This is a genomic window from Arthrobacter sp. USHLN218, from assembly GCF_037144715.1.
GTDB lineage: Bacteria > Actinomycetota > Actinomycetes > Actinomycetales > Micrococcaceae > Crystallibacter.
Genome location: NZ_JBBCYT010000005.1, coordinates 368,169 through 385,042 on the forward strand (window position 1 = coordinate 368,169; position 16,874 = coordinate 385,042).

Sequence of the window (16,874 nt, forward strand, 5' to 3'; positions counted from 1 at the left end):
TCCCAATTCCTTCCCAAGGTGATGTAGGTAACTGTAATGGTTATTGTTGATTCAGCATCTGCCCGTTGACGTGATCTTCAGGAGCGCTTGTATGGCCGTGCAGGATTCCCTCGACTTCGTGGCCAGCCTGCCCCGGCTGAGCCGCCCGGACGGCAGCCGGATCCGCGCCCTGGTGGTGGACGATGAACCACAGCTGTCCGACCTGGTCCGCATGGGCCTGCAGCTGGCCGGCTGGGAAGTCGCGGTGGCCGACGACGGGCCCTCGGCCGTGCGGCTGGCCCGGGAGACACGGCCGGACGTGCTGGTCCTGGACGTGATGATTCCGGGATTCGACGGGCTGGACGCCCTGAACCGGATCCGGACCTTCGCGCCGGAGGTGCCGGCCCTGTTCCTGACCGCCAAGGACGCGGTGTCCGACCGGATCAGCGGCCTGGCCGCCGGCGGCGACGACTACGTGACCAAGCCGTTCAGCATGGAGGAGCTGCTGCTGCGGCTCTGCCGGCTGGTGCAGCGTTCCGGTGCGGCCGCGGCACGGACGGCCGAGCTGGTGGTCGGGGACCTGGTGATGAACCTGGACACCCGGGAAGTCACGCGCGGCGGCGTGGAGGTCCAGCTGACCACCACGGAGTTCGACCTGCTGCACTACCTGATGGACAATCCGCGGACCGTCCTGAGCAAGGGCCAGATCCTGGACCAGGTCTGGAACTACGATTTCGGCGGCCACAACAACATCGTCGAGCTTTACATTTCGTATCTGCGCAAGAAGATCGACGCCGGACGGCCGCCGATGATCCACACCCTCCGCGGCGCCGGCTACGTCCTCAAGCCGGCCGCCGCCTAGTCGTCGCGCCACTCTTCCTCCGCGAGCCATTCGTCGTCGTCGCTGTCCGAGCTGTTGCCGGCGTCGGCCGAGGTCCGGTCGTTCCAATCGTCGTGTTCCTCCTGCCACTCCTGCAGGTCTTCGTCGTCGTCAGCGGTCCCGGCGGGGTTATCCGTCCCGCTGCCATGGTCCTGGTCCGGGTCGCCGTCGCATTCGTCCTCGGGCGCAGAGGAGGGCGATGGCGTGGCGGAAGGAACGGGCGCGGACGACGTGTTGTCCGCCGAGGCAGGCGAGACGCCTCCCGTAAGGGTCCCGAGGTCGGTCCGCAGCTGGGCCAGCGCAGCCTCGGCTTGGAGCCACTGCTGCCGGGGCAGCTCTCCGCTGGCACCCGCGTCCCGGACGTCATCGGTCAGGGAATCGATCTCTGCGAGCGCGCCGGCATAGTCCTTGTCCTTGGCCAACTGCATGACGGACTGGGCGCGTTCCTGCAGCGAGCCGGGAGCGGCCGGCGGGACGTTAGCCTGTTGGGCTGAGCAGCCGGCCAGCAGCAGGGCGGCAACCGTGCCGCCGATGAGGGGCTTGGCGAAGGTCGCAGCAATGTTCATGGGGCCAGGCTTTCTTCGAGCAGGGTCAGGTTGTCGTCTAGCCGCTGGAGGATGGCCGAATCGGGGGCGGACCCCGCCGTGCCGGAGGGCAGGACGGCGGGAAGCAATGCGGGCAGGACCGCGACGGCGGCGAGTGCCGCGGCGGCGGCCGAGGCGAGGATGGCGGTGCGCCTTCGCGGGAAGGAGCGCCGGCGGGCCGCCGGCGGTGCGGTGTGCGGGACGAGCAGCTGGCCCAGGCTGGCTGTCGGCGGTGCCGGCGCCGCGATCATGGGCAGGAAGGCCCTGGTGGCGTTGGTCAGTTCGGCCGGCCGCAGGGCGGGGATCAGCGAAGCTCGATCGGGCAGCGGGGCGCCCGGCGCCAGGTGTTGCACAGGTTCCCGGGGCGGCCGGGCGCTGTCCGGGTAGCTGCCTGCCGACCTGAGCGAGAAAGCGGCTTCGGCAGCGGTGGGGCGCTGGCCCTCGTCCGAGGCGGTCATGGCTTCGAGAAGTTCCGTCACGCCCCCCGGAAGGTCCGAGGGGATCCGCGGCGGACGGGTCAGCCGGGCCAGCGCCGCGTCGATGGGCGGTCCCTGGTACTCGGTTTCGCCGGTGAGGCACTGCAGCAGCACCAGCCCCAGTGAGTAGATATCCGAGGGAGGGCCGGCCTCCAGTCCGCGGACCTGCTCGGGACTGAGGTAGGCGGCCGTGCCGACGGTCTGCTCCGGTACGGCCCGCGGCCGCCCGATGAGCGCGGCGATACCGAAGTCGGCGAGCTTGGGCTGCAGGTCATCGTCGTCGGAATACCTGGCCAGCAGGATATTGCTGGGCTTGATGTCGCGGTGGATAATCGCCCGATCGTGGATGTAATGGAGGGTGGCGGCCAGCCGGGCTCCGAGCCGCGCCGTCGTCTCCAGCCCTAGCGGGGCAGCTGCCAGCTGGAGCCGCAGGTCCACTCCCGCGACGAGCTCCATGACTATGAAGGACAGCTGGTGGCCGTCATGGCTGGCGGTGCCCGCGTCGTAGAGGGCGACGAGGCCGGGATGGTTCAGCCGCGCCATGGTTTCGGTCTCCAGCCGCTGCGGGTCCAGCGGGCCGGCCTGGTGGAGATCCGGGTGGAAGACCTTGACGGCGACTTCCCGCCGAAGCACGTGGTCCACGGCCCGGTAGACGGTTCCCATGCCGCCCCGGCCGATCATCGGACCTACTTGGTAGCGGTCGTTTAGCAGGCTGTCGCGGATCTCCGGGACGGTCGTGCTCGACATGGGACCCTCCTCTGGTCGCCGGCCGGGCCGGTCAGATAAGCCGGAACCCGGACGCCTGCAGGTTGTCGATGATGTTCATCAGGATGGGCAGCCCCCATGTGAAGAACACGTAGACGAACGCTACGAGGAACAGGACCACGAGCAGCAGCAGCGTAACGATGAACCGGGGCCGCCGAAACAGAGGACGGTACGGTTCGTCGTCATGCGGTGCGGGATCCGAATTGCTGTGCCCGGTTGTGCCGAAGAGGAATGTGCCGGGTGCCTTTTCAATGTGGTTTGTCATGCTTCCACGGTGCTGCCCGGGCATAAGCTGCCACTGTGGCGAAACTGTGAAGCTGCTGTGGAACCGCGGGACCCTTACGAGGCAGGTTTAGGCTCCCGGACGTGCCGGGCGGTCCGGGCCGCGCCGGCCGTCAGCTGCTCCAGCGGGCCGCGCCGGCCGGCCAGTTTGAAGGCGATGCCCGCGCCGGTAAAGACCACCATCTGGCTCCAGAACAGGGGCGCCTCGCCGAGCTCCGCCCCGCTCGCGTAGACGGCACCCATGACGAGGATGTGGGCCGTGTAGAGGGACAGCGTCATCGACCCCGGGCCGGCGAGCACCAGCAGCAGCCGGCTCCCGGCCCCGGCACCGCGTAGACGCTCCGCGGTCCGCGCCAGCAGCAGGCACACGCCCAGCACCATGGCGGCGCTGCCCATCGTGTTGAGCAGGTCCAGGCTGGTGCCGGAGTGCGGCGTGTCCAGGGCCAGCCACCAGCCGGAGGTGCCTTCGTCGACCTCGGAAAGGTCGATCAGCAGCCGGTGGTCCCAGGCCTGGAAATACCACGGGTCGATCTCTCCGGTGGCGAGCAGGGCCTCGGCACCGCCCAGCACTTGCAGCAGGAAGGCGCTCGCCAGCTGCGCCACCGCCACGGCGGCCGCGCCGGCGAGGGCCAGCCAACGCTGGAGCCGCAGGGAGCCCAGGTCCAGGCGGCCCAGCAACATCCCGAGGAGCAGGTAACCGAGCCACTGGAAAGCGGGGTAGGTGCCGGTGAAGAACAGGGTGGACAGCAGCGCCACCGGGTCCTGCAGGCTGGCCCAGCTCGGGTCGCCCGGCAGCACGGCCAGGAACGGCGCGGCGTAGAGCGCCTGGCGGGCCAGGTAGGCGACCAGCGGGGCAAGGATTATCCAAGCGGCCGTGAGGACTGCCAGCTTCCAGGCCTCCACGCGGATCAGCGGCAGGGCCAGGAGGAACAGCAGCGCATAGAAGACCAGGATGATGGCGATGTCCACTTCGACCAGGCCGAGCGTGAGGCCAATGGCGGCGATTACGCCCGCCCGGACCGCGATACTGCGCCGGTCGGCTGCGGCCTGTTCCCCCGAACGGCGGTGCCTCCCGCCGCTGGCCAGGGCCAGGCCGACGCCGGCCATCACGGCGAACAGGGCGGCGGCGCGCCCGGAGAAGACCGGGACCAGCCAGGAGACGGAGTCGGTTTCCTGCAGGTAGAAGCTGAAGACGTGGACGGCGATCATTCCGGCGAGCGCCACGCCGCGGGCGGCATCGACGCCGGCAAGCCGGGGCTTGGCGGACACGGCGGAGGGCAGGGGTGCGCTGAGTGACATGCCCCCAGCCTTGGGGGCCCGCATAAGCCCCCGTTAGGAAGAAGCTGTGCGCGCGCTGTGAACGATGGTCCCGGCGGCGCCGTCCACGGTAATCGTGTCCCCGGTGGCGATGCGGAGGGTCGCATCGGGAACACCGACGACGGCGGGGATCCCGTACTCGCGCGCCACCACCGCCCCGTGCGACACGGGTCCGCCCATCTCCATCACCAGGGCCCCGGCGGTCAGGAAGAGCGGGGTCCAGCCCGGGTCGGTGGACGGAGCGACCAGGATTTCGCCCGGCTCCAGCCTCGCCCCGGCCGGATCCAGGATGACGCGGGCGGTCCCGGTCACCGTGCCAGCGGAGGCCGGCGCCCCCACGAGGGTTCCCGGCGGAACCCGGCCCCCCGCCGTCGTCGTTGCGGCCGCGGCGGCGAGGGCGGCCTCCACGTCCGTGCCGTCGGAGAGGATCAGCCGCGGGATGTGCCGGCGGCGCATTTCGCGGGCGTAGGTGCGGCGGCGTCCGGCCACGATGCCGTGCAGGTCCGCCCCGCGAAGGCCCACCCGGGCCTCGGCGAGGTCGAGGAAGAAGACGTCTGCCGCATCGGCAACCGCCCCGGCGGCGGCGAGCTCTTCCCCGACCTTCCGCAGCTGCGCGCGCAGGGCAGCGAGTGCGGTGACGAGCCGGAACTTTGGGTACTCGCGCATTCCGGCGCTGGCGCGCGCCCGGCGCAGGCCGTAGGCGACCAGCCGGCTGCGCACCGGACCCAAAGCCTCGGCGCGCAGGACCAGATCGGCGACCTTGGCGTCCGCCTGCGCTGCGGCACGCGCGAACTGGCGGTCCGGCGCCTGCCCGGAATCGTCCAGCCGCAGGTAGTTCGCGATGACGTTGATGATGTGCGACGGGTCCTCCGCCCAGCGCGGCACCCCGATGTCGATCTCGGCGACCGCGCGGTGCCCGTACACGGCCAGGAAGGCCGCGAGCCGGCGCTGTGCCTCCGCCGGAAGGGTGCCCTCGAGGTAGGCGCGGGCCAGCTCCTCCGGGTCCGCGGACCGGATGGCGGCGGCGGAGGCGGGGTCCCGGCCGATGGCGGTCGCGGCGTCCCAGAGCTTGAGGTCCATCTCGGTCGTGACGTTGTGCGGCAGCCCGCGCAGCACCTCCTGCACCTCGCCGCGTTCGACGAGAGTGCCCAGCAGCCAGCGGGCCGCACCCAGCCAGAGGTAGCCGGCGGCTGGCGGGGGCAGCAGCCGGAGCAGGCTCTCGGTGACCTCCCGGCTGAACATCCGTTCCACGAAGTCCAGCCGCTGCGCGGCAGTGGCCGGCTCGGGCAGCCGGAGCCGGGCGTCGAACTCCCGCTCCGCCGCCCGGGAACGCCGCAGCGCGGCAGCCGGCCGGAACAGGGCATGCAGCACGGATGGCACCAGCGCCAGCTGGGGGACGGACCTGAACAGCCCGGCGGGGGAGCGCGGCACCCGGCGCCGGGCCACGGCGAAACGCGGGTCCTTCATGAGGTGCTCGAGCACGCCGACGGACCGGGCATCCGCGCCCTTCATCATCCGCGGGATCAGCCGCCGTCCCCCGGGGCTGCGCAGCACCGGGGTGATGTCCACGAAGAGCCGCAGGCCGACGCTGAGGTAGCGGAATGCGGGCGGCGGTCCGGACCCGCCGCCGGCCGGCTTCCAGGCCGCGGCGAGGGTCTCGAACGCGCACAGCCCCATCGGCGTCAGCGGCCGCGTCAGGCCCTGCAGCAGGCTGGCGCAGAGGTAGGCTCGGGTGCTCTCGTCCGCCTCGGGCAGCGGGTACAAGGTGGTGATCGGCCGGGTCTGCACCAGCGCGATGCGGCCCGCGGGGGAGAGCGTCCACTCCAGGTCCTGGGGCGCCCCGAAGAGCTCCTGGGCGGCGCGGCCGAGCTCCGCGAGCTCGCGCACCTGCTCGTCCGTGAGGCTCGGGTCGCTCCCGCCGGCCAGGGGCAGCTGTTCCGTGCCGCCGCCGGGCAGCGGCCGGACCTGCACCCGCTTGTCGCCTACCGTGCGCTCCAGGATCCGGCCGGTTGCCGTGTCCACGACGAACTGGTCCGGGTTGACGGCGCCGGAGACCACAGCCTCGCCCAGCCCGGGGCTCGCATCCACCACGGTTTGCCCCCTGGCACCGGTGAGCGGGTTCGCGGTGAACATGACTCCGGAAACGGCGGCGTCCACCATGCGCTGGACAACGACGGCGAGGTGCACCTTCCGCTGGCCGATCCCGTTCGCCTCGCGGTAGGCGGTGGCCCGCTCGGTCCAGAGCGACACCCAGCAGCCGCGCACGGCCTCGAGCAGGGCGTCCGCTCCGACGACGTTGAGGAAAGTGTCCTGCTGGCCCGCGAAGCTCGCCTCGGGCAGGTCCTCGGCGGTGGCCGAGGAACGCACGGCCACCGGCACGTCCTCGCCGAGCAGGGCGTAGGCGCGGCGCAGTTCCCGTTCGATCCGTTCCGGCAGCGGCGCGGCGGACAGCCGGTCGCGCGCCTGCCGGGCCAGATGCTGCAGGCTGGCGGCGGTGGCCGCGTCCCCGCGCGCCCTGCCCTGTTCCCCGGGTGGCCGCACTGTCTCCTTGGTGGCGGATTCCATCGCGGCGAGCAGCCACTCGAGCCCCGCAGCCGTCGCCACCTGGCGGTAGGCCGCCGTCGTTAAGCAGAAACCGTCCGGAACCGGGAGCCCCGCGGCGAGCATGACGCCGAGGTTGACCGCCTTGCCGCCGGCCTCGGCCAGCATGTCCGCGCCGACATCGCCCAGGGACATTGTGATCCTGTCCATCGCCGGCCCCTCAGTTCTGCAGCGGCCCGGACCGGTGCGCCGGCCGTCCGGACGGCTGTGCCGACGGTTGTGCTGGGGGTTGTGCTGGCGGCTGCGCCGATTGCGGCCCGGCCGCCCGGCGCGGCTCCAGCAGCACGCTGGCCACCTCGCGCACCCGCGGATGCTCATAGTCCCTACGGTCCGCCTCGCCCTTCTCCCACCGGATGGCCAGGCCGTTCCCGGTGTCCTCGAGGGTGGCCAGGTTGTTGTCGAACCAGGGGCCCCTCAGGCCCCGCCAGGTGAACGGAGGCCGGGGCACCTTGATGGAGCGGGCCACCAGCGCCCCGACGGGAGTGGCCACGCCGTAGGACATGACCGCGGTGAAAGAGCGCATCAGCCGGGGCAGCGGATTGCGGATGGGCGAGCAGACCGCCTGGACGATCCGGCTGCCGGCGGAGCGCTGGACCTCGGAGGCGTAGGAGTAGTGCACGTCCCCGGAGAGGAACGCGATGATCCCGGGAGCGGCGCCGCGCCGGCCGTCCGCCACCTCCTGCACCAGTCCGGCGACTTCGCGGAAGCTGTTCTGGAAGGCCGCCCAGTGTTCCAGGTCGATGGCCTGCCGCAGCCGTTCGCCGATCCAGGCTGCCCGGGGGCCCCAGGCCCCTTCGCTCATCGCCTCGTTCCAGGACTCGACATGGTGCAGGCCGGGCGGGAGCAGGAAGGGCAGCGACGTGCCGATCAGCAGGTGGCGGAACCCGCCCTGCAGCCGTTCATCGAGCCAGGCCAGCTCGTCCTCGTCGATCAGCGCCCGGCGATCCGGGGCCAGCTGGCGGGCCGCGCGCGAGTCCACGACGATCAGCCGGGTGGAACCGAAGTCCCGGCAGTAGCTCCAGCGGTAGCTGCGCGGCTCCTTGTCGGCCCTGTCGGCGAATGCTTCGAGGTCCTCGTTGAGGTCCAGCTCGCGGTCCCCGCCGTCGCCGCTTCCTGCCCGGTGTGCGGCGATCCGCCGCCAGAGCGGGTCCTGCGCACGCTCCGCGGGGGAGAGGTTGCCGAGGTGCTGATAGACCCAGTAGGACGCCAGGCCGGCGACGATCCGCCCCTGCCACCAGGACGTCGCCTCCATCTTCCGCTTCCAGCTCAGCGAGGCGTTCCAGTCGTCGCGCACGTCATGGTCGTCGAAGATCATGGCGCTGGGCACCGTGGAGAGCAGCCAGCGGTTGGCCTCGTCCGAGTAGGCCAGCCGGTACAGCTCCGCGTACTCCTCGTAGTCCTTCAGTTCCTTCCCCGGAGGCTCCTTGATGTCGCGGCGGGACCGGATGAACTTCTGCATCTCCTTGGTGGTCGAGTCCGCGTAGACCTGGTCGCCGAGGAACAGCAGCAGGTCCGGCCGCCGGTGTTCGGGCTCGCGGGCCAGCCGGAGCGCGAAGGCCCGCAGCGAATCCACGCCGTGGGTGCGGTTGCCGGATTTTCCGTGGTCCGTGCTGGTGCGGCAGGAACCGAAGGCCAGGCGCAGCGGCCTGCCCTCGGCCAGGGTGGGGATGACCGGCGGCGGGAAGGAAGAGCCTGGTTCCGGCCAGGCCTGGGCCCCGTTGACCTCCAGGCTATACGGGGTCGACGAGCCGGGTTCGAGCCCGTCGGCTTCCACCAGGGCGTAGTGGTGGCCCCTCACGGTGAAGGTGCCGGCCTGCCAGCTCCGGTTCCCGGCGCGGACCACCACCCGGGCGGCCTCGCTCGTTTCCACCCAGATGCTCGCCGAGGTCGCATCGACATGCCTCATCATCGGTCCGAGGACCAGCGGGGCTTTCCCCATGCATCATTTGTACCCGCTGGGCAGGCAGTTCAACCAGCGCGGGAAGCGGAAAATGCTACTGATTCGATGCCGGGGCGTCCTTGGGGAGCGCCGGCAGGTCCTTCACACCGCCGTCGGGCCTGGCGGGTGCGGGCAGGGCGTCGTCTGCCGGGATGGAGGGTACGACGTCGGAGGGTTGCGTTCCGCGGGCACCTTCCAGCAGCTTCTTCGCGGTGTCGCCGGCCTCGGCCGGAATGCTGCCGGGATCCGTAAGGGCGCCGTTGCCGGCCTGCTCCGGAAGCGGGGTAGGGGCTGGCTGATTGCCGGAGCGGCCGGCACCGGAGTCCGAGGCGTCCAGGCCGGTTTCATCGGCGGAACGGCTGCCGCCGGCAGGTTCCCCCGCCCCAGCGCCGGAACCTGCGGTTCCACGGTCCGCCGGGCCGGAATCGGAGCGGTTTCCGCTGGTTCCGCCGGCGGGCTGCTGCGGCCCATCCGGATCCCCGGGCTTCCCATCGGTCGAGGGCACTGCCTGCCGGCCTGCCTCCGACGGGTCGAAGAAGCCAACCACCTGCTCCACCGCGGTTCCGGCTGCGGCACGGAATCCGGGGCTCGCGGCGGCAACGCCGGAGACGCCCAGCCCCGTGGCGGCGACGACGGCCAGGCCCAGCGCCACCCCGCGCACCGTCCGGCGGCGGCGGAACGGAATGACCTCTGCCACCAGCGACGGCTCGGACGATGGGTCGGCCGCAGGGCCCATGAAGGCGAGCAGCTCGGGGGAGGGCGCGGCCTGCATGGGTTCGTGGCCCGCTGCCCGGAGCGCCATCAGGGAGGACTCGAGGACAGACGTCTGCTCCAGGCCGGCTTCCTCCAGCAGTTGGCGGACGTCGTCGTCGTTATGGCTCACTGCACGATTCATACCAGGGCCTCCTCCCGTTCAACAATCGATTTGAGTTTGAGCAGCGCGCGGCGCTGCAGTTGCTTGATGGAGCCGGTGGAGCGGCCCATGATTTCGGCGACCTGCTCCAGCGACAGGTCGGCCACTACCCGCAGCAGCAGCACTTCCTGCTGCTCCGGTTTCAGCTGCTTGAGCTGCTGGCCGATGCCGCTCGCGTCGAGCGATTCCAGCGCGGCGGTCTCCGCCGAGTCCACCGCGCGGACGTCCGTGCCAGGGTCGTAGCCGGAAACGTGCGGGTGGCGGGCGCGCCTGCGGACGTCGTCGACGTAGCGGGCGTGTGCCACGGAAAAGGTAAACGTTCGCAGGCCCTGGAAGCCGCCGTGCACCGAGCCGATCCGCGAGAACACCGTGAGGAAGACTTCCTGGGCGGCGCCTTCATGGTCCTCGAGCCCCCGTACCTTGAGGTAGCCGTTGACCCCGGGTGCCAGCGCGGCGTAGATCCGGCTGAAGGCAGCAGCGTCCCCGGACTGCGCGGCCGTCACCACGTCATCGGGAAGCGCTGAGCTCAAGACAGGGTCCTTACATCTGTTCGGGCGGGCGCGGGCGGCATCAAGTGTAGCCGCCCGCGCCGGCCCGGACGCGAGTTACTTTCCGGCGTTGGTGCTGCCGGAAACGGGCACGCCGGTCTCGGCGCGCAGCTCGGCGGCGTCGGTGCGGGCATCGATCTTCGCCTGGGCGCCGGCATTGGCGGACTCGGGCAGCTCCGGAGCGGCCGGGATGGCCGGGGTCGCGGGGACGGCCGGCTCGCCGTCGGTGCCCGGAACGGCCGGGACCGCAGGAACGGCCGGGCTCACGTCCGCGCCCGCGGCGACCTTGGCCGCGGCCTCTTCGCCAGCGGCCTCTTCGCCAGCAGTTTCTTCGGCGGCAGCCTCGGTCCCTGCGTTGGCTTCGACCTCGACGCCTTCTTCGCCGGCCTCGACTTCTGCGGCCGCGTCGGTCTTGGCCTTGGCCTTCGCATCGGTCCCGGCGGGGGTCGCCGGAACGGCCGGAACTGCCTGCTCCGCGTCTTCGGCGGAGACGGCCGGGGTGGCGGGGACGGCCGGAGTCACGGCGCTTACGTTCTCCGGAGCGCTGGTCAGGGCCGGTGCGGCCACCGCTGCGCCTGCTCCGCCGACGGCGATGATGGCGGCCAGTGCGGCGCCCTTGGCGGGCAGGCTCAGGGTACGGAAACGGTTGGTCATGGATCTCCTCAATTATTGGCGACGGCGGCGCCGCGGCTAGTGCCCGCGGCGTGCCCGTACACCCGACTAATCGAGGCGGAGAGGTGCAAGGTTACGGTTCCGTGATTATTTTTTCGCGGCCCGTTACTCGAAGGGGGAAGGGTCTCCCATGCCGCGCCGGACGATGTCCGCGTAGCCGTTCGAGAAGTCCACGACCGTGGTCGGCTCGGGCCCGCAGTCGCCCGAGTCCACGACGCCATCCACCTGGCGTTCGAGCCGCTCCTTGATTTCCCAGCCCTGGGTGAGCGGCTCCTCCTGGTCCGGCAGCAGCAGCGTGCTCGACAGCAGCGGCTCCCCGAGCTCATCCAGCAGGGCATGGACCACCCTGTGGTCGGGGATGCGTACGCCGACCGTCTTCTTTTTCGGATGCAGCATCCGGCGCGGCACCTCCTTGGTCGCCGACAGGATGAAGGTGTAGGGACCCGGGGTGGCGGCCTTGATGCTGCGGAACACGTTGTTGTCGATGTTCACGAACTGGCCCAGCTGGGCGAAGTCCTTGCAGACGAGCGTGAAGTGGTGCTTGCTGTCGAGCTGCCGGACCAGGCGGATCCGGTCCAGCGCCTCGCGGTTGCCCAGCAGCGCCCCCAGCGCGTAGCAGGAGTCCGTCGGGTAGGCGATCAGCCCGCCGGAGCGCAGCAGCTCGACAACCTGCCCGATCGTGCGGGGCTGGGGGTCCTGCGGGTGTACGTCGAAGTATCTGGCCATGTCGAAAGCCTAGGGCCGGACCGCCGAAACGTGAACCTCAGGCCGAGGGCCGGCTAGGCAAACCGGAAGCCCGGCAAGGGAAGGATCTGCCAGGCGCCGGCGTCGATCTCGTTCCCCGGCTCGCAGCGCAGGGCGGCGTCGCCGCGCAGCTGGCTGGCGGCGTCGTCCGCGCTGGCTGCCGGCCGCGCGAACGTGTGCACCAGTTCCCAGTTGCCGGCGAGCAGTTCCGGGTTATCCAGCGCTTCGGCCAACTGCTCGGCGAGGAGGCCCGGCTGGCCGCGGTAGATGCGCAGGGGCGGTGCAATGGCTCCGGGCAGCTGTTTCTGGAAGACGGCGAAGTGCTCTCCGTGGGTAGTCAATGGACGCTCCTGACGTGCCGATGAAATATTCTCCAAGCTACTTCGGTTGTCGCCCCCGTGACTACATCGCAGAGAACCATGACCGAGTCTCCCCTCCTGACCTTCCATGACGGCCGCACCATCCCGCAGCTTGGCTACGGTGTCTGGCAGGTCGAGGACGACGTGGCAGAGAAAGTCGTCGGCGAGGCCTTCCGCGCCGGCTACCGCCACATTGACACTGCACGCATCTACGGCAACGAAGAGGGCGTGGGACGGGCCATCGCGTCGTCCGGCTTGGACCGCAGCGAGCTGTTCATCACGACGAAGCTCTGGAACGCGGACCAAGGCTACGAGAGCACGCTGCGGGCCTTCGATGAATCCATGGAGCGGCTGGGCCTGGAAACCCTCGACCTCTACCTGATCCACTGGCTGCAGCCGAAGCAGGGCAAGTACGTGGACACCTGGAAGGCGCTCATCGAGCTTCAGCGGCGGGGCCGGGTGAAGAGCATCGGCGTCTCCAACTTCACGACGGACGCCCTTCGGGAAATCATTGCGGAGACCGGCGTCGTTCCGGTCATCAACCAGGTCGAGACGCATCCCTACTTCAACCAGGCGGAACTGCGCGCCTTCGAGGCGGAGAAGGGCATCCTGCACCAGGCCTGGTCACCGCTTGGCCAGGGGCAGGGCCTGCTGGAAGACGCCACGCTGCGCGACATCGCGGAGCGGCGCGGCGCGAGCGTGGCACAGGTCGTCATCGCCTGGCACCTGGCGCTGGGAAACGTCGTGATCCCGAAGACCGTCACGGCGGCCAGGATCGCCGAGAACTTTGGCGCACTCGACGTGGTGCTGGAGGACGAGGACATCGCCGCCATCGACGCGCTCGACAAGGGTTCGGCGGGGCGCATCGGCGCGGACCCGGCCACGGCGGACTTCGCCTAGGCCGTAAGCGCCCACAGCGGGGAGCCGCCGCCGGCGGCTCCCCGCTGTGGCGTGAAGCCCGGCCCGGCGTGGTGAAGGCCTGCTGGTGAGGCCGGGTCGGCGAGGCCCTTAGAGCAAGGCCCGCTGAAGCCGGCCGCTGCGCGCGCGGAAGGCCAGATAGCGCGGGTCCTCCGGGCCGATGAGCCGCCGCAGCCCGGCCAGGGCTTCCACATCCCCCGAGCCCATGTCCGAGGAAAGCCAGGCGGTGATGGCCTCCACGGAGCCGCTCGCCCGGACGGAGTCCGCCACCGCCACATCGAGTTCGTGGCGCAGCTCCTCGACCGCCAGCGCGGCGGAGCGGCTCACCAAGGGAGCCCGGTAGCTTTCGACGGCAAGGCCGACCTCGCCGCTGGCCAGCAGGTGCCGGACGCGGCAGGCGTCGGAGGCTCCCGCCAGGCCGGGCGCCAGGCGGTAGGGGTTCGAATCGATGACCGGGCCGAGTGCGGCACGGATGCGGTGCATCTCGATCCTGATGGTCGCTGCAGTCCCGGAGTCACCGTAGAGCGCGAAGGCCAGCTCGTCCGCGCTCCAGCCTTGGCGCCGCGATTCCAGCAGCGCGAGGATTTCCGCCCGGCGCAGGGTCAGCGGCACGCGCCGGCCATCCACGAAGACGGCCGCCGGGTGGTCGCCCAGCAGCTCCAGCGAACCGACTCCGGCGGGCCCCGCAGCCCGACCGGAAGGCGCGGCGGGAACGGAAGCCCGGACGGCGCCGTCGTCATTGGCAGGTATTTTGAGGGCCTCCCTGGCGAGCAGTTCCTCGGCGACACGGACGCCGCAGCGCACCATCCGCAGGCTGTCGGTGGTCAGGGTTTCCAGCGGCCCGGAAACGTCCAGCACCCCCAGCAGCCTGCCGGTCCGCGGATCCCTGATGGGCGCGGCCGTGCAGGCCCAATCGTGATGGGTGCGGACCAGGTGCTCGGCTGAGAAGAGCTGAACGGGGTTACCCGTAGTGAGCGCCTCGCTGATGGCGTTGGTGCCGATGCCGGCTTCGGACCAGTCGGCCCCTTCGACGAACTCCAGCGAATCTGCCTTGCGGAGCACGCTTCGCCCGCCGATCCTCCACAGGACCTCGCCCTGGGCGTCCGTAATGATCAGCAGGTGGCGCCCCTCCGGCCCCTCGTCCGCAAGCAGGTCGGCCAGTGCCGGGACGGCGGCCTGCAGCGGGTGCGTGCGCCGCAATTCCGCCACGGCCGTCGGCTCGTGCAAATGCCTGGGGCTGTGCTGGTCCGGGCTGATGCCCATCGCCATGGAACGGCGCCACGATGCCACGAGACCGGACGGGATTTCGGGCCGGAACGAACCGCTGATGACCTGTTCGTGGGCGGTGCGCAGCAGCCGGTCGTATTCCGACGGCGAGGTGAACCGCAGCCCGGATTCCGGCGCCGCCGGCCCCGTTGCGGTGGATCCGCCGTTCCCGTGCCGAATGCCAGGCACTGGCGCTCCTTTCCCCGTACCCGCTGCCAAGCGGCGCGCATGCAACGCCGCTGCAACCCCCGCTGGCCTTGAATGGTGACGTCGATCACGTCCCGCAACAGCATACGTGCACTGGCACTGCCGCTGCGAGCCCGACCGGCCCGATCTAATGACAAGGAGTGGATATGGCGGAATCACCGAACGCCGTCGCCCAGGCATGGCTGAGCGACCTCGACGCGGCCCTGCAGGCGGGCAACATCGATGGCGCACTCGAACTCTTCGACGAGGAGTGCTACTGGCGGGACTTCGTCGCCTTCACCTGGAACCTGAAGACCCTCGAAGGCAAGGACGACATCAGGCGGATGCTCGAGTCACGGCTGGCGGACGTGCGTCCTTCCGGCTGGAAGCTGGCCGAAGATGCCAGCGGGGACGAAGCGGCCACCGAAGCGTGGGTCCATTTCGAGACGGACGCCGCCCGGGGGTGGGCCCACCTGCGGCTGCGAAACGGCAAGTGCTGGACGCTCCTGACCACGATGCAGGAGCTCAAGGGCTTCGAAGAGAAGAAGGGGCCGAACCGCGAACAGGGCGTGGCCCATCGGATCACCAAGGGCCGCAAGTCATGGCTGGAGCTCAAGGAGGAGCAGGAGGCCCGGCTGGGTTACGAGGAGCAGCCCTATTGCGTCATCATCGGCGGGGGACAGGGCGGCATCGGCTTGGCTGCCCGCCTGCGGCGGCTGGGCGTGCCGACCATCGTGGTGGAAAAGAACCAGCGCGCGGGGGACTCGTGGCGCAACCGGTACAAGTCCCTGCACCTGCACGACCCGGTCTGGTACGACCACCTGCCGTACCTGAAATTCCCGGACGACTGGCCGGTCTTCGCCGCCAAGGACAAGATCGGCGACTGGCTCGAGTACTACACCCGGATCATGGAGCTCAACTACTGGTCCGGTACCGAGTGCACCAAGGCCCGGTTCGACGAGGCGGCCGGCGAATGGGTGGTGGACGTGGTCCGCGAGGGCGAGCCCGTCACCCTGCGCCCCAAGCAGCTCGTCTTCGCCCTCGGCGTCTCCGGCTACCCCAGCGTCCCGGCGTTCGACGGCGCCGACTCGTTCCTTGGCCAGCAGCACCACTCGTCGCAGCACCCCGGCGGCGGTGACTGGACGGGCAAGAAGGCCGTGGTCATCGGGTCCAATAATTCGGCCCACGACATCTGCGCCGATCTGTGGGAGCACGGTGCGGACGTGACGATGGTCCAGCGTTCCTCGACCCACATCTCGCGAAGCGAGTCGCTCATGGACCTCGCGCTCGGAGACCTGTACTCGGAGCGGGCGCTGGCCAACGGCATCACCACCGAGAAGGCAGACATGCTCTTCGCCTCGCTGCCGTACCGGATCCTGCCGGAGGCACAGATTCCCGTGTACCGGCAGATGGCGGAGCGAGACGCCGAGTTCTACGCGCAGCTGGCAGACGCCGGCTTCCAACTGGACTTCGGCGTGGACGGCTCCGGGCTGTTCCTGAAGTACCTGAGGCGGGGCTCCGGCTACTACATCGACGTAGGCGCCTCGCAGCTGGTCATCGACGGCCGGGTCAAGCTGGCCGCCGGGCAGGTCGACAAGATCACCGGCAATGCCGTGGTGCTCCAGGACGGCACCGAGCTCGAGGCCGACCTGATCGTCTACGCCACCGGGTACGGTTCGATGAACGGCTGGCTGGCCGACCTGGTCTCGCCCGAGGTGGCGGACCGTGTCGGCAAGTGCTGGGGCTACGGTTCGGACACCCCCAAGGACCCGGGGCCGTGGGAAGGGGAACTGCGCAACATGTGGAAGCCCACCAACGTGGAGAACCTCTGGATCCACGGCGGCAACCTGCACCAGAGCCGGCACTACTCCAACTACCTGGCGCTCCAGCTCAAGGCGCGGATGGAAGGCCTGCCGACACCGGTCTACGAACTGCAGGAATCGCACCACGCCCGCTGACAGGACGGCGGAAACGGCGACGGCGGTGCCTCCCCGGGCAGGGGAGGCGCCGCCGTCGCCGGTGGCAGCCGGAGTTATCTACTAGTACGCCTTGACGCGCTGGTCCACGATCAGGTGGATCAGGGCGAAGGTCTTGTCCTCGTCGATGGCCTTCAGCGCGGCCTGGACGGCGGCGGGGACGTCGGCATCCTGCTCGACGCGGACGCCGAAGCCGCCGAAGGCCTGCGCCATCAGGGCGAAGTCCGGGTTCTTCAGCTGGGTGCCGGAGATCCGCTCGGGGTAGTGGCGCTCCTGGTGCGTGCGGATCGTGCCGTATTCCTGGTTGTCCATCACGATGACCAGCGGGGTGGCGCCGTACTGGGCGGCGGTGGCCAGCTCCTGGCCGTTCATGAGGAACTCGCCGTCACCGGCGATGGTCACGACGCGGCGGCCGGGATGGGCCAGCGAGGCGGCGACGGCGGAGGGGATCGAGTAGCCCATGGAGCCG

Annotated in this window: 16 protein-coding genes; 3 read left to right on the forward strand and 13 right to left on the reverse strand. The window is 70.3% G+C overall.

Features of this window, described 5'->3' with window-relative positions; genetic code table 11:
* Window positions 1-91: 91 nt before the first annotated feature.
* Complete coding sequence (locus WFH44_RS14050) at window positions 92-841, forward strand: response regulator transcription factor (RefSeq protein ID WP_336714536.1); 750 nt, start codon at window positions 92-94, stop codon at window positions 839-841.
* Here the strand turns inward: WFH44_RS14050 and WFH44_RS14055 are convergent.
* From WFH44_RS14055 to WFH44_RS14105, 11 genes are all read right to left on the reverse strand, one after another.
* Window positions 838-1,425: a hypothetical protein gene (locus tag WFH44_RS14055; RefSeq protein WP_336714537.1), complete on the reverse strand. Its 588-nt coding sequence runs from the start codon at window positions 1,423-1,425 to the stop codon at window positions 838-840. The genes WFH44_RS14050 and WFH44_RS14055 overlap by 4 nt on opposite strands.
* Window positions 1,422-2,666 (reverse strand): serine/threonine-protein kinase, encoded by a 1,245-nt coding sequence (locus tag WFH44_RS14060; RefSeq protein WP_336714538.1) that lies wholly within the window; start codon window positions 2,664-2,666, stop codon window positions 1,422-1,424. Before WFH44_RS14060 ends, WFH44_RS14055 begins: the two co-directional genes overlap by 4 nt.
* Window positions 2,667-2,697: 31 nt before the next feature.
* Window positions 2,698-2,949, reverse strand: a complete 252-nt coding sequence (locus tag WFH44_RS14065; RefSeq protein ID WP_336714539.1) for a hypothetical protein — start codon at window positions 2,947-2,949, stop codon at window positions 2,698-2,700.
* A 74-nt stretch (window positions 2,950-3,023) separates the two neighbouring features.
* Window positions 3,024-4,265, reverse strand: coding sequence for a heparan-alpha-glucosaminide N-acetyltransferase domain-containing protein (locus WFH44_RS14070; RefSeq protein WP_336714540.1), 1,242 nt, complete (start codon window positions 4,263-4,265; stop codon window positions 3,024-3,026).
* A 33-nt stretch (window positions 4,266-4,298) separates the two neighbouring features.
* Window positions 4,299-7,034 carry a PEP/pyruvate-binding domain-containing protein gene (locus WFH44_RS14075; RefSeq protein WP_336714541.1) on the reverse strand — a complete coding sequence of 912 codons (2,736 nt, stop codon included), beginning with the start codon at window positions 7,032-7,034 and terminating at the stop codon, window positions 4,299-4,301.
* 10 nt (window positions 7,035-7,044) lie between these two features.
* Window positions 7,045-8,823: an alkaline phosphatase D family protein gene (locus WFH44_RS14080; RefSeq protein ID WP_336714542.1), complete on the reverse strand. Its 1,779-nt coding sequence runs from the start codon at window positions 8,821-8,823 to the stop codon at window positions 7,045-7,047.
* Between the two features lie 55 nt (window positions 8,824-8,878).
* Window positions 8,879-9,718, reverse strand: a complete 840-nt coding sequence (locus WFH44_RS14085) for a hypothetical protein (RefSeq protein WP_336714543.1) — start codon at window positions 9,716-9,718, stop codon at window positions 8,879-8,881.
* The gene (locus WFH44_RS14090; RefSeq protein WP_336714544.1) at window positions 9,715-10,266 is read right to left on the reverse strand and encodes an RNA polymerase sigma factor; all 552 of its coding nucleotides are present in this window, start codon (window positions 10,264-10,266) and stop codon (window positions 9,715-9,717) included. The genes WFH44_RS14085 and WFH44_RS14090 overlap by 4 nt, the downstream gene beginning before the upstream one ends.
* A 75-nt stretch (window positions 10,267-10,341) precedes the next feature.
* Complete coding sequence (locus WFH44_RS14095) at window positions 10,342-10,938, reverse strand: hypothetical protein (RefSeq protein ID WP_336714545.1); 597 nt, start codon at window positions 10,936-10,938, stop codon at window positions 10,342-10,344.
* Window positions 10,939-11,061: 123 nt separating this feature from the next.
* A complete protein-coding gene (locus tag WFH44_RS14100) occupies window positions 11,062-11,682 on the reverse strand; it encodes an L-threonylcarbamoyladenylate synthase (protein WP_336714546.1) in 621 nt (206 codons plus the stop codon).
* A 53-nt stretch (window positions 11,683-11,735) separates the two neighbouring features.
* Complete coding sequence (locus tag WFH44_RS14105; protein ID WP_336714547.1) at window positions 11,736-12,041, reverse strand: hypothetical protein; 306 nt, start codon at window positions 12,039-12,041, stop codon at window positions 11,736-11,738.
* Between the two features lie 78 nt (window positions 12,042-12,119).
* On the opposite strand from WFH44_RS14105, the gene WFH44_RS14110 reads away from it, so the two are divergent.
* Window positions 12,120-12,959, forward strand: a complete 840-nt coding sequence (locus WFH44_RS14110) for an aldo/keto reductase (protein ID WP_336714548.1) — start codon at window positions 12,120-12,122, stop codon at window positions 12,957-12,959.
* Window positions 12,960-13,067: 108 nt separating this feature from the next.
* On the opposite strand, the gene WFH44_RS14115 is transcribed toward WFH44_RS14110, so the two are convergent.
* The gene (locus tag WFH44_RS14115; protein WP_336714549.1) at window positions 13,068-14,432 is read right to left on the reverse strand and encodes a GAF domain-containing protein; all 1,365 of its coding nucleotides are present in this window, start codon (window positions 14,430-14,432) and stop codon (window positions 13,068-13,070) included.
* A gap of 164 nt (window positions 14,433-14,596) precedes the next feature.
* Here WFH44_RS14115 and WFH44_RS14120 point away from each other — a divergent pair, with 164 nt between their 5' ends.
* Window positions 14,597-16,387 (forward strand): NAD(P)/FAD-dependent oxidoreductase, encoded by a 1,791-nt coding sequence (locus WFH44_RS14120; RefSeq protein WP_336714550.1) that lies wholly within the window; start codon window positions 14,597-14,599, stop codon window positions 16,385-16,387.
* Window positions 16,388-16,468: 81 nt separating this feature from the next.
* Here WFH44_RS14120 and WFH44_RS14125 read toward each other — a convergent pair.
* Window positions 16,469-16,874 (reverse strand): thiamine pyrophosphate-dependent enzyme (locus WFH44_RS14125; RefSeq protein ID WP_336714551.1); only part of this gene is annotated, 406 nt, incomplete at its 5' end.

Bases quoted from the DNA above. Each gene is read 5' to 3' on its own strand.
- WFH44_RS14065 (WP_336714539.1), bottom strand. From the start codon at position 2,949: ATGACAAACCACATTGAAAAGGCACCCGGCACATTCCTCTTCGGCACA.
- WFH44_RS14120 (WP_336714550.1), top strand. From the start codon at position 14,597: ATGGCGGAATCACCGAACGCCGTCGCCCAGGCATGGCTGAGCGACCTC.
- WFH44_RS14085 (WP_336714543.1), bottom strand. From the start codon at position 9,718: ATGAATCGTGCAGTGAGCCATAACGACGACGACGTCCGCCAACTGCTG.
- WFH44_RS14060 (WP_336714538.1), bottom strand. From the start codon at position 2,666: ATGTCGAGCACGACCGTCCCGGAGATCCGCGACAGCCTGCTAAACGAC.
- WFH44_RS14075 (WP_336714541.1), bottom strand. From the start codon at position 7,034: ATGGACAGGATCACAATGTCCCTGGGCGATGTCGGCGCGGACATGCTG.
- WFH44_RS14100 (WP_336714546.1), bottom strand. From the start codon at position 11,682: ATGGCCAGATACTTCGACGTACACCCGCAGGACCCCCAGCCCCGCACG.
- WFH44_RS14050 (WP_336714536.1), top strand. From the start codon at position 92: ATGGCCGTGCAGGATTCCCTCGACTTCGTGGCCAGCCTGCCCCGGCTG.
- WFH44_RS14095 (WP_336714545.1), bottom strand. From the start codon at position 10,938: ATGACCAACCGTTTCCGTACCCTGAGCCTGCCCGCCAAGGGCGCCGCA.
- WFH44_RS14070 (WP_336714540.1), bottom strand. From the start codon at position 4,265: ATGTCACTCAGCGCACCCCTGCCCTCCGCCGTGTCCGCCAAGCCCCGG.
- WFH44_RS14055 (WP_336714537.1), bottom strand. From the start codon at position 1,425: ATGAACATTGCTGCGACCTTCGCCAAGCCCCTCATCGGCGGCACGGTT.
- WFH44_RS14110 (WP_336714548.1), top strand. From the start codon at position 12,120: ATGACCGAGTCTCCCCTCCTGACCTTCCATGACGGCCGCACCATCCCG.
- WFH44_RS14080 (WP_336714542.1), bottom strand. From the start codon at position 8,823: ATGGGGAAAGCCCCGCTGGTCCTCGGACCGATGATGAGGCATGTCGAT.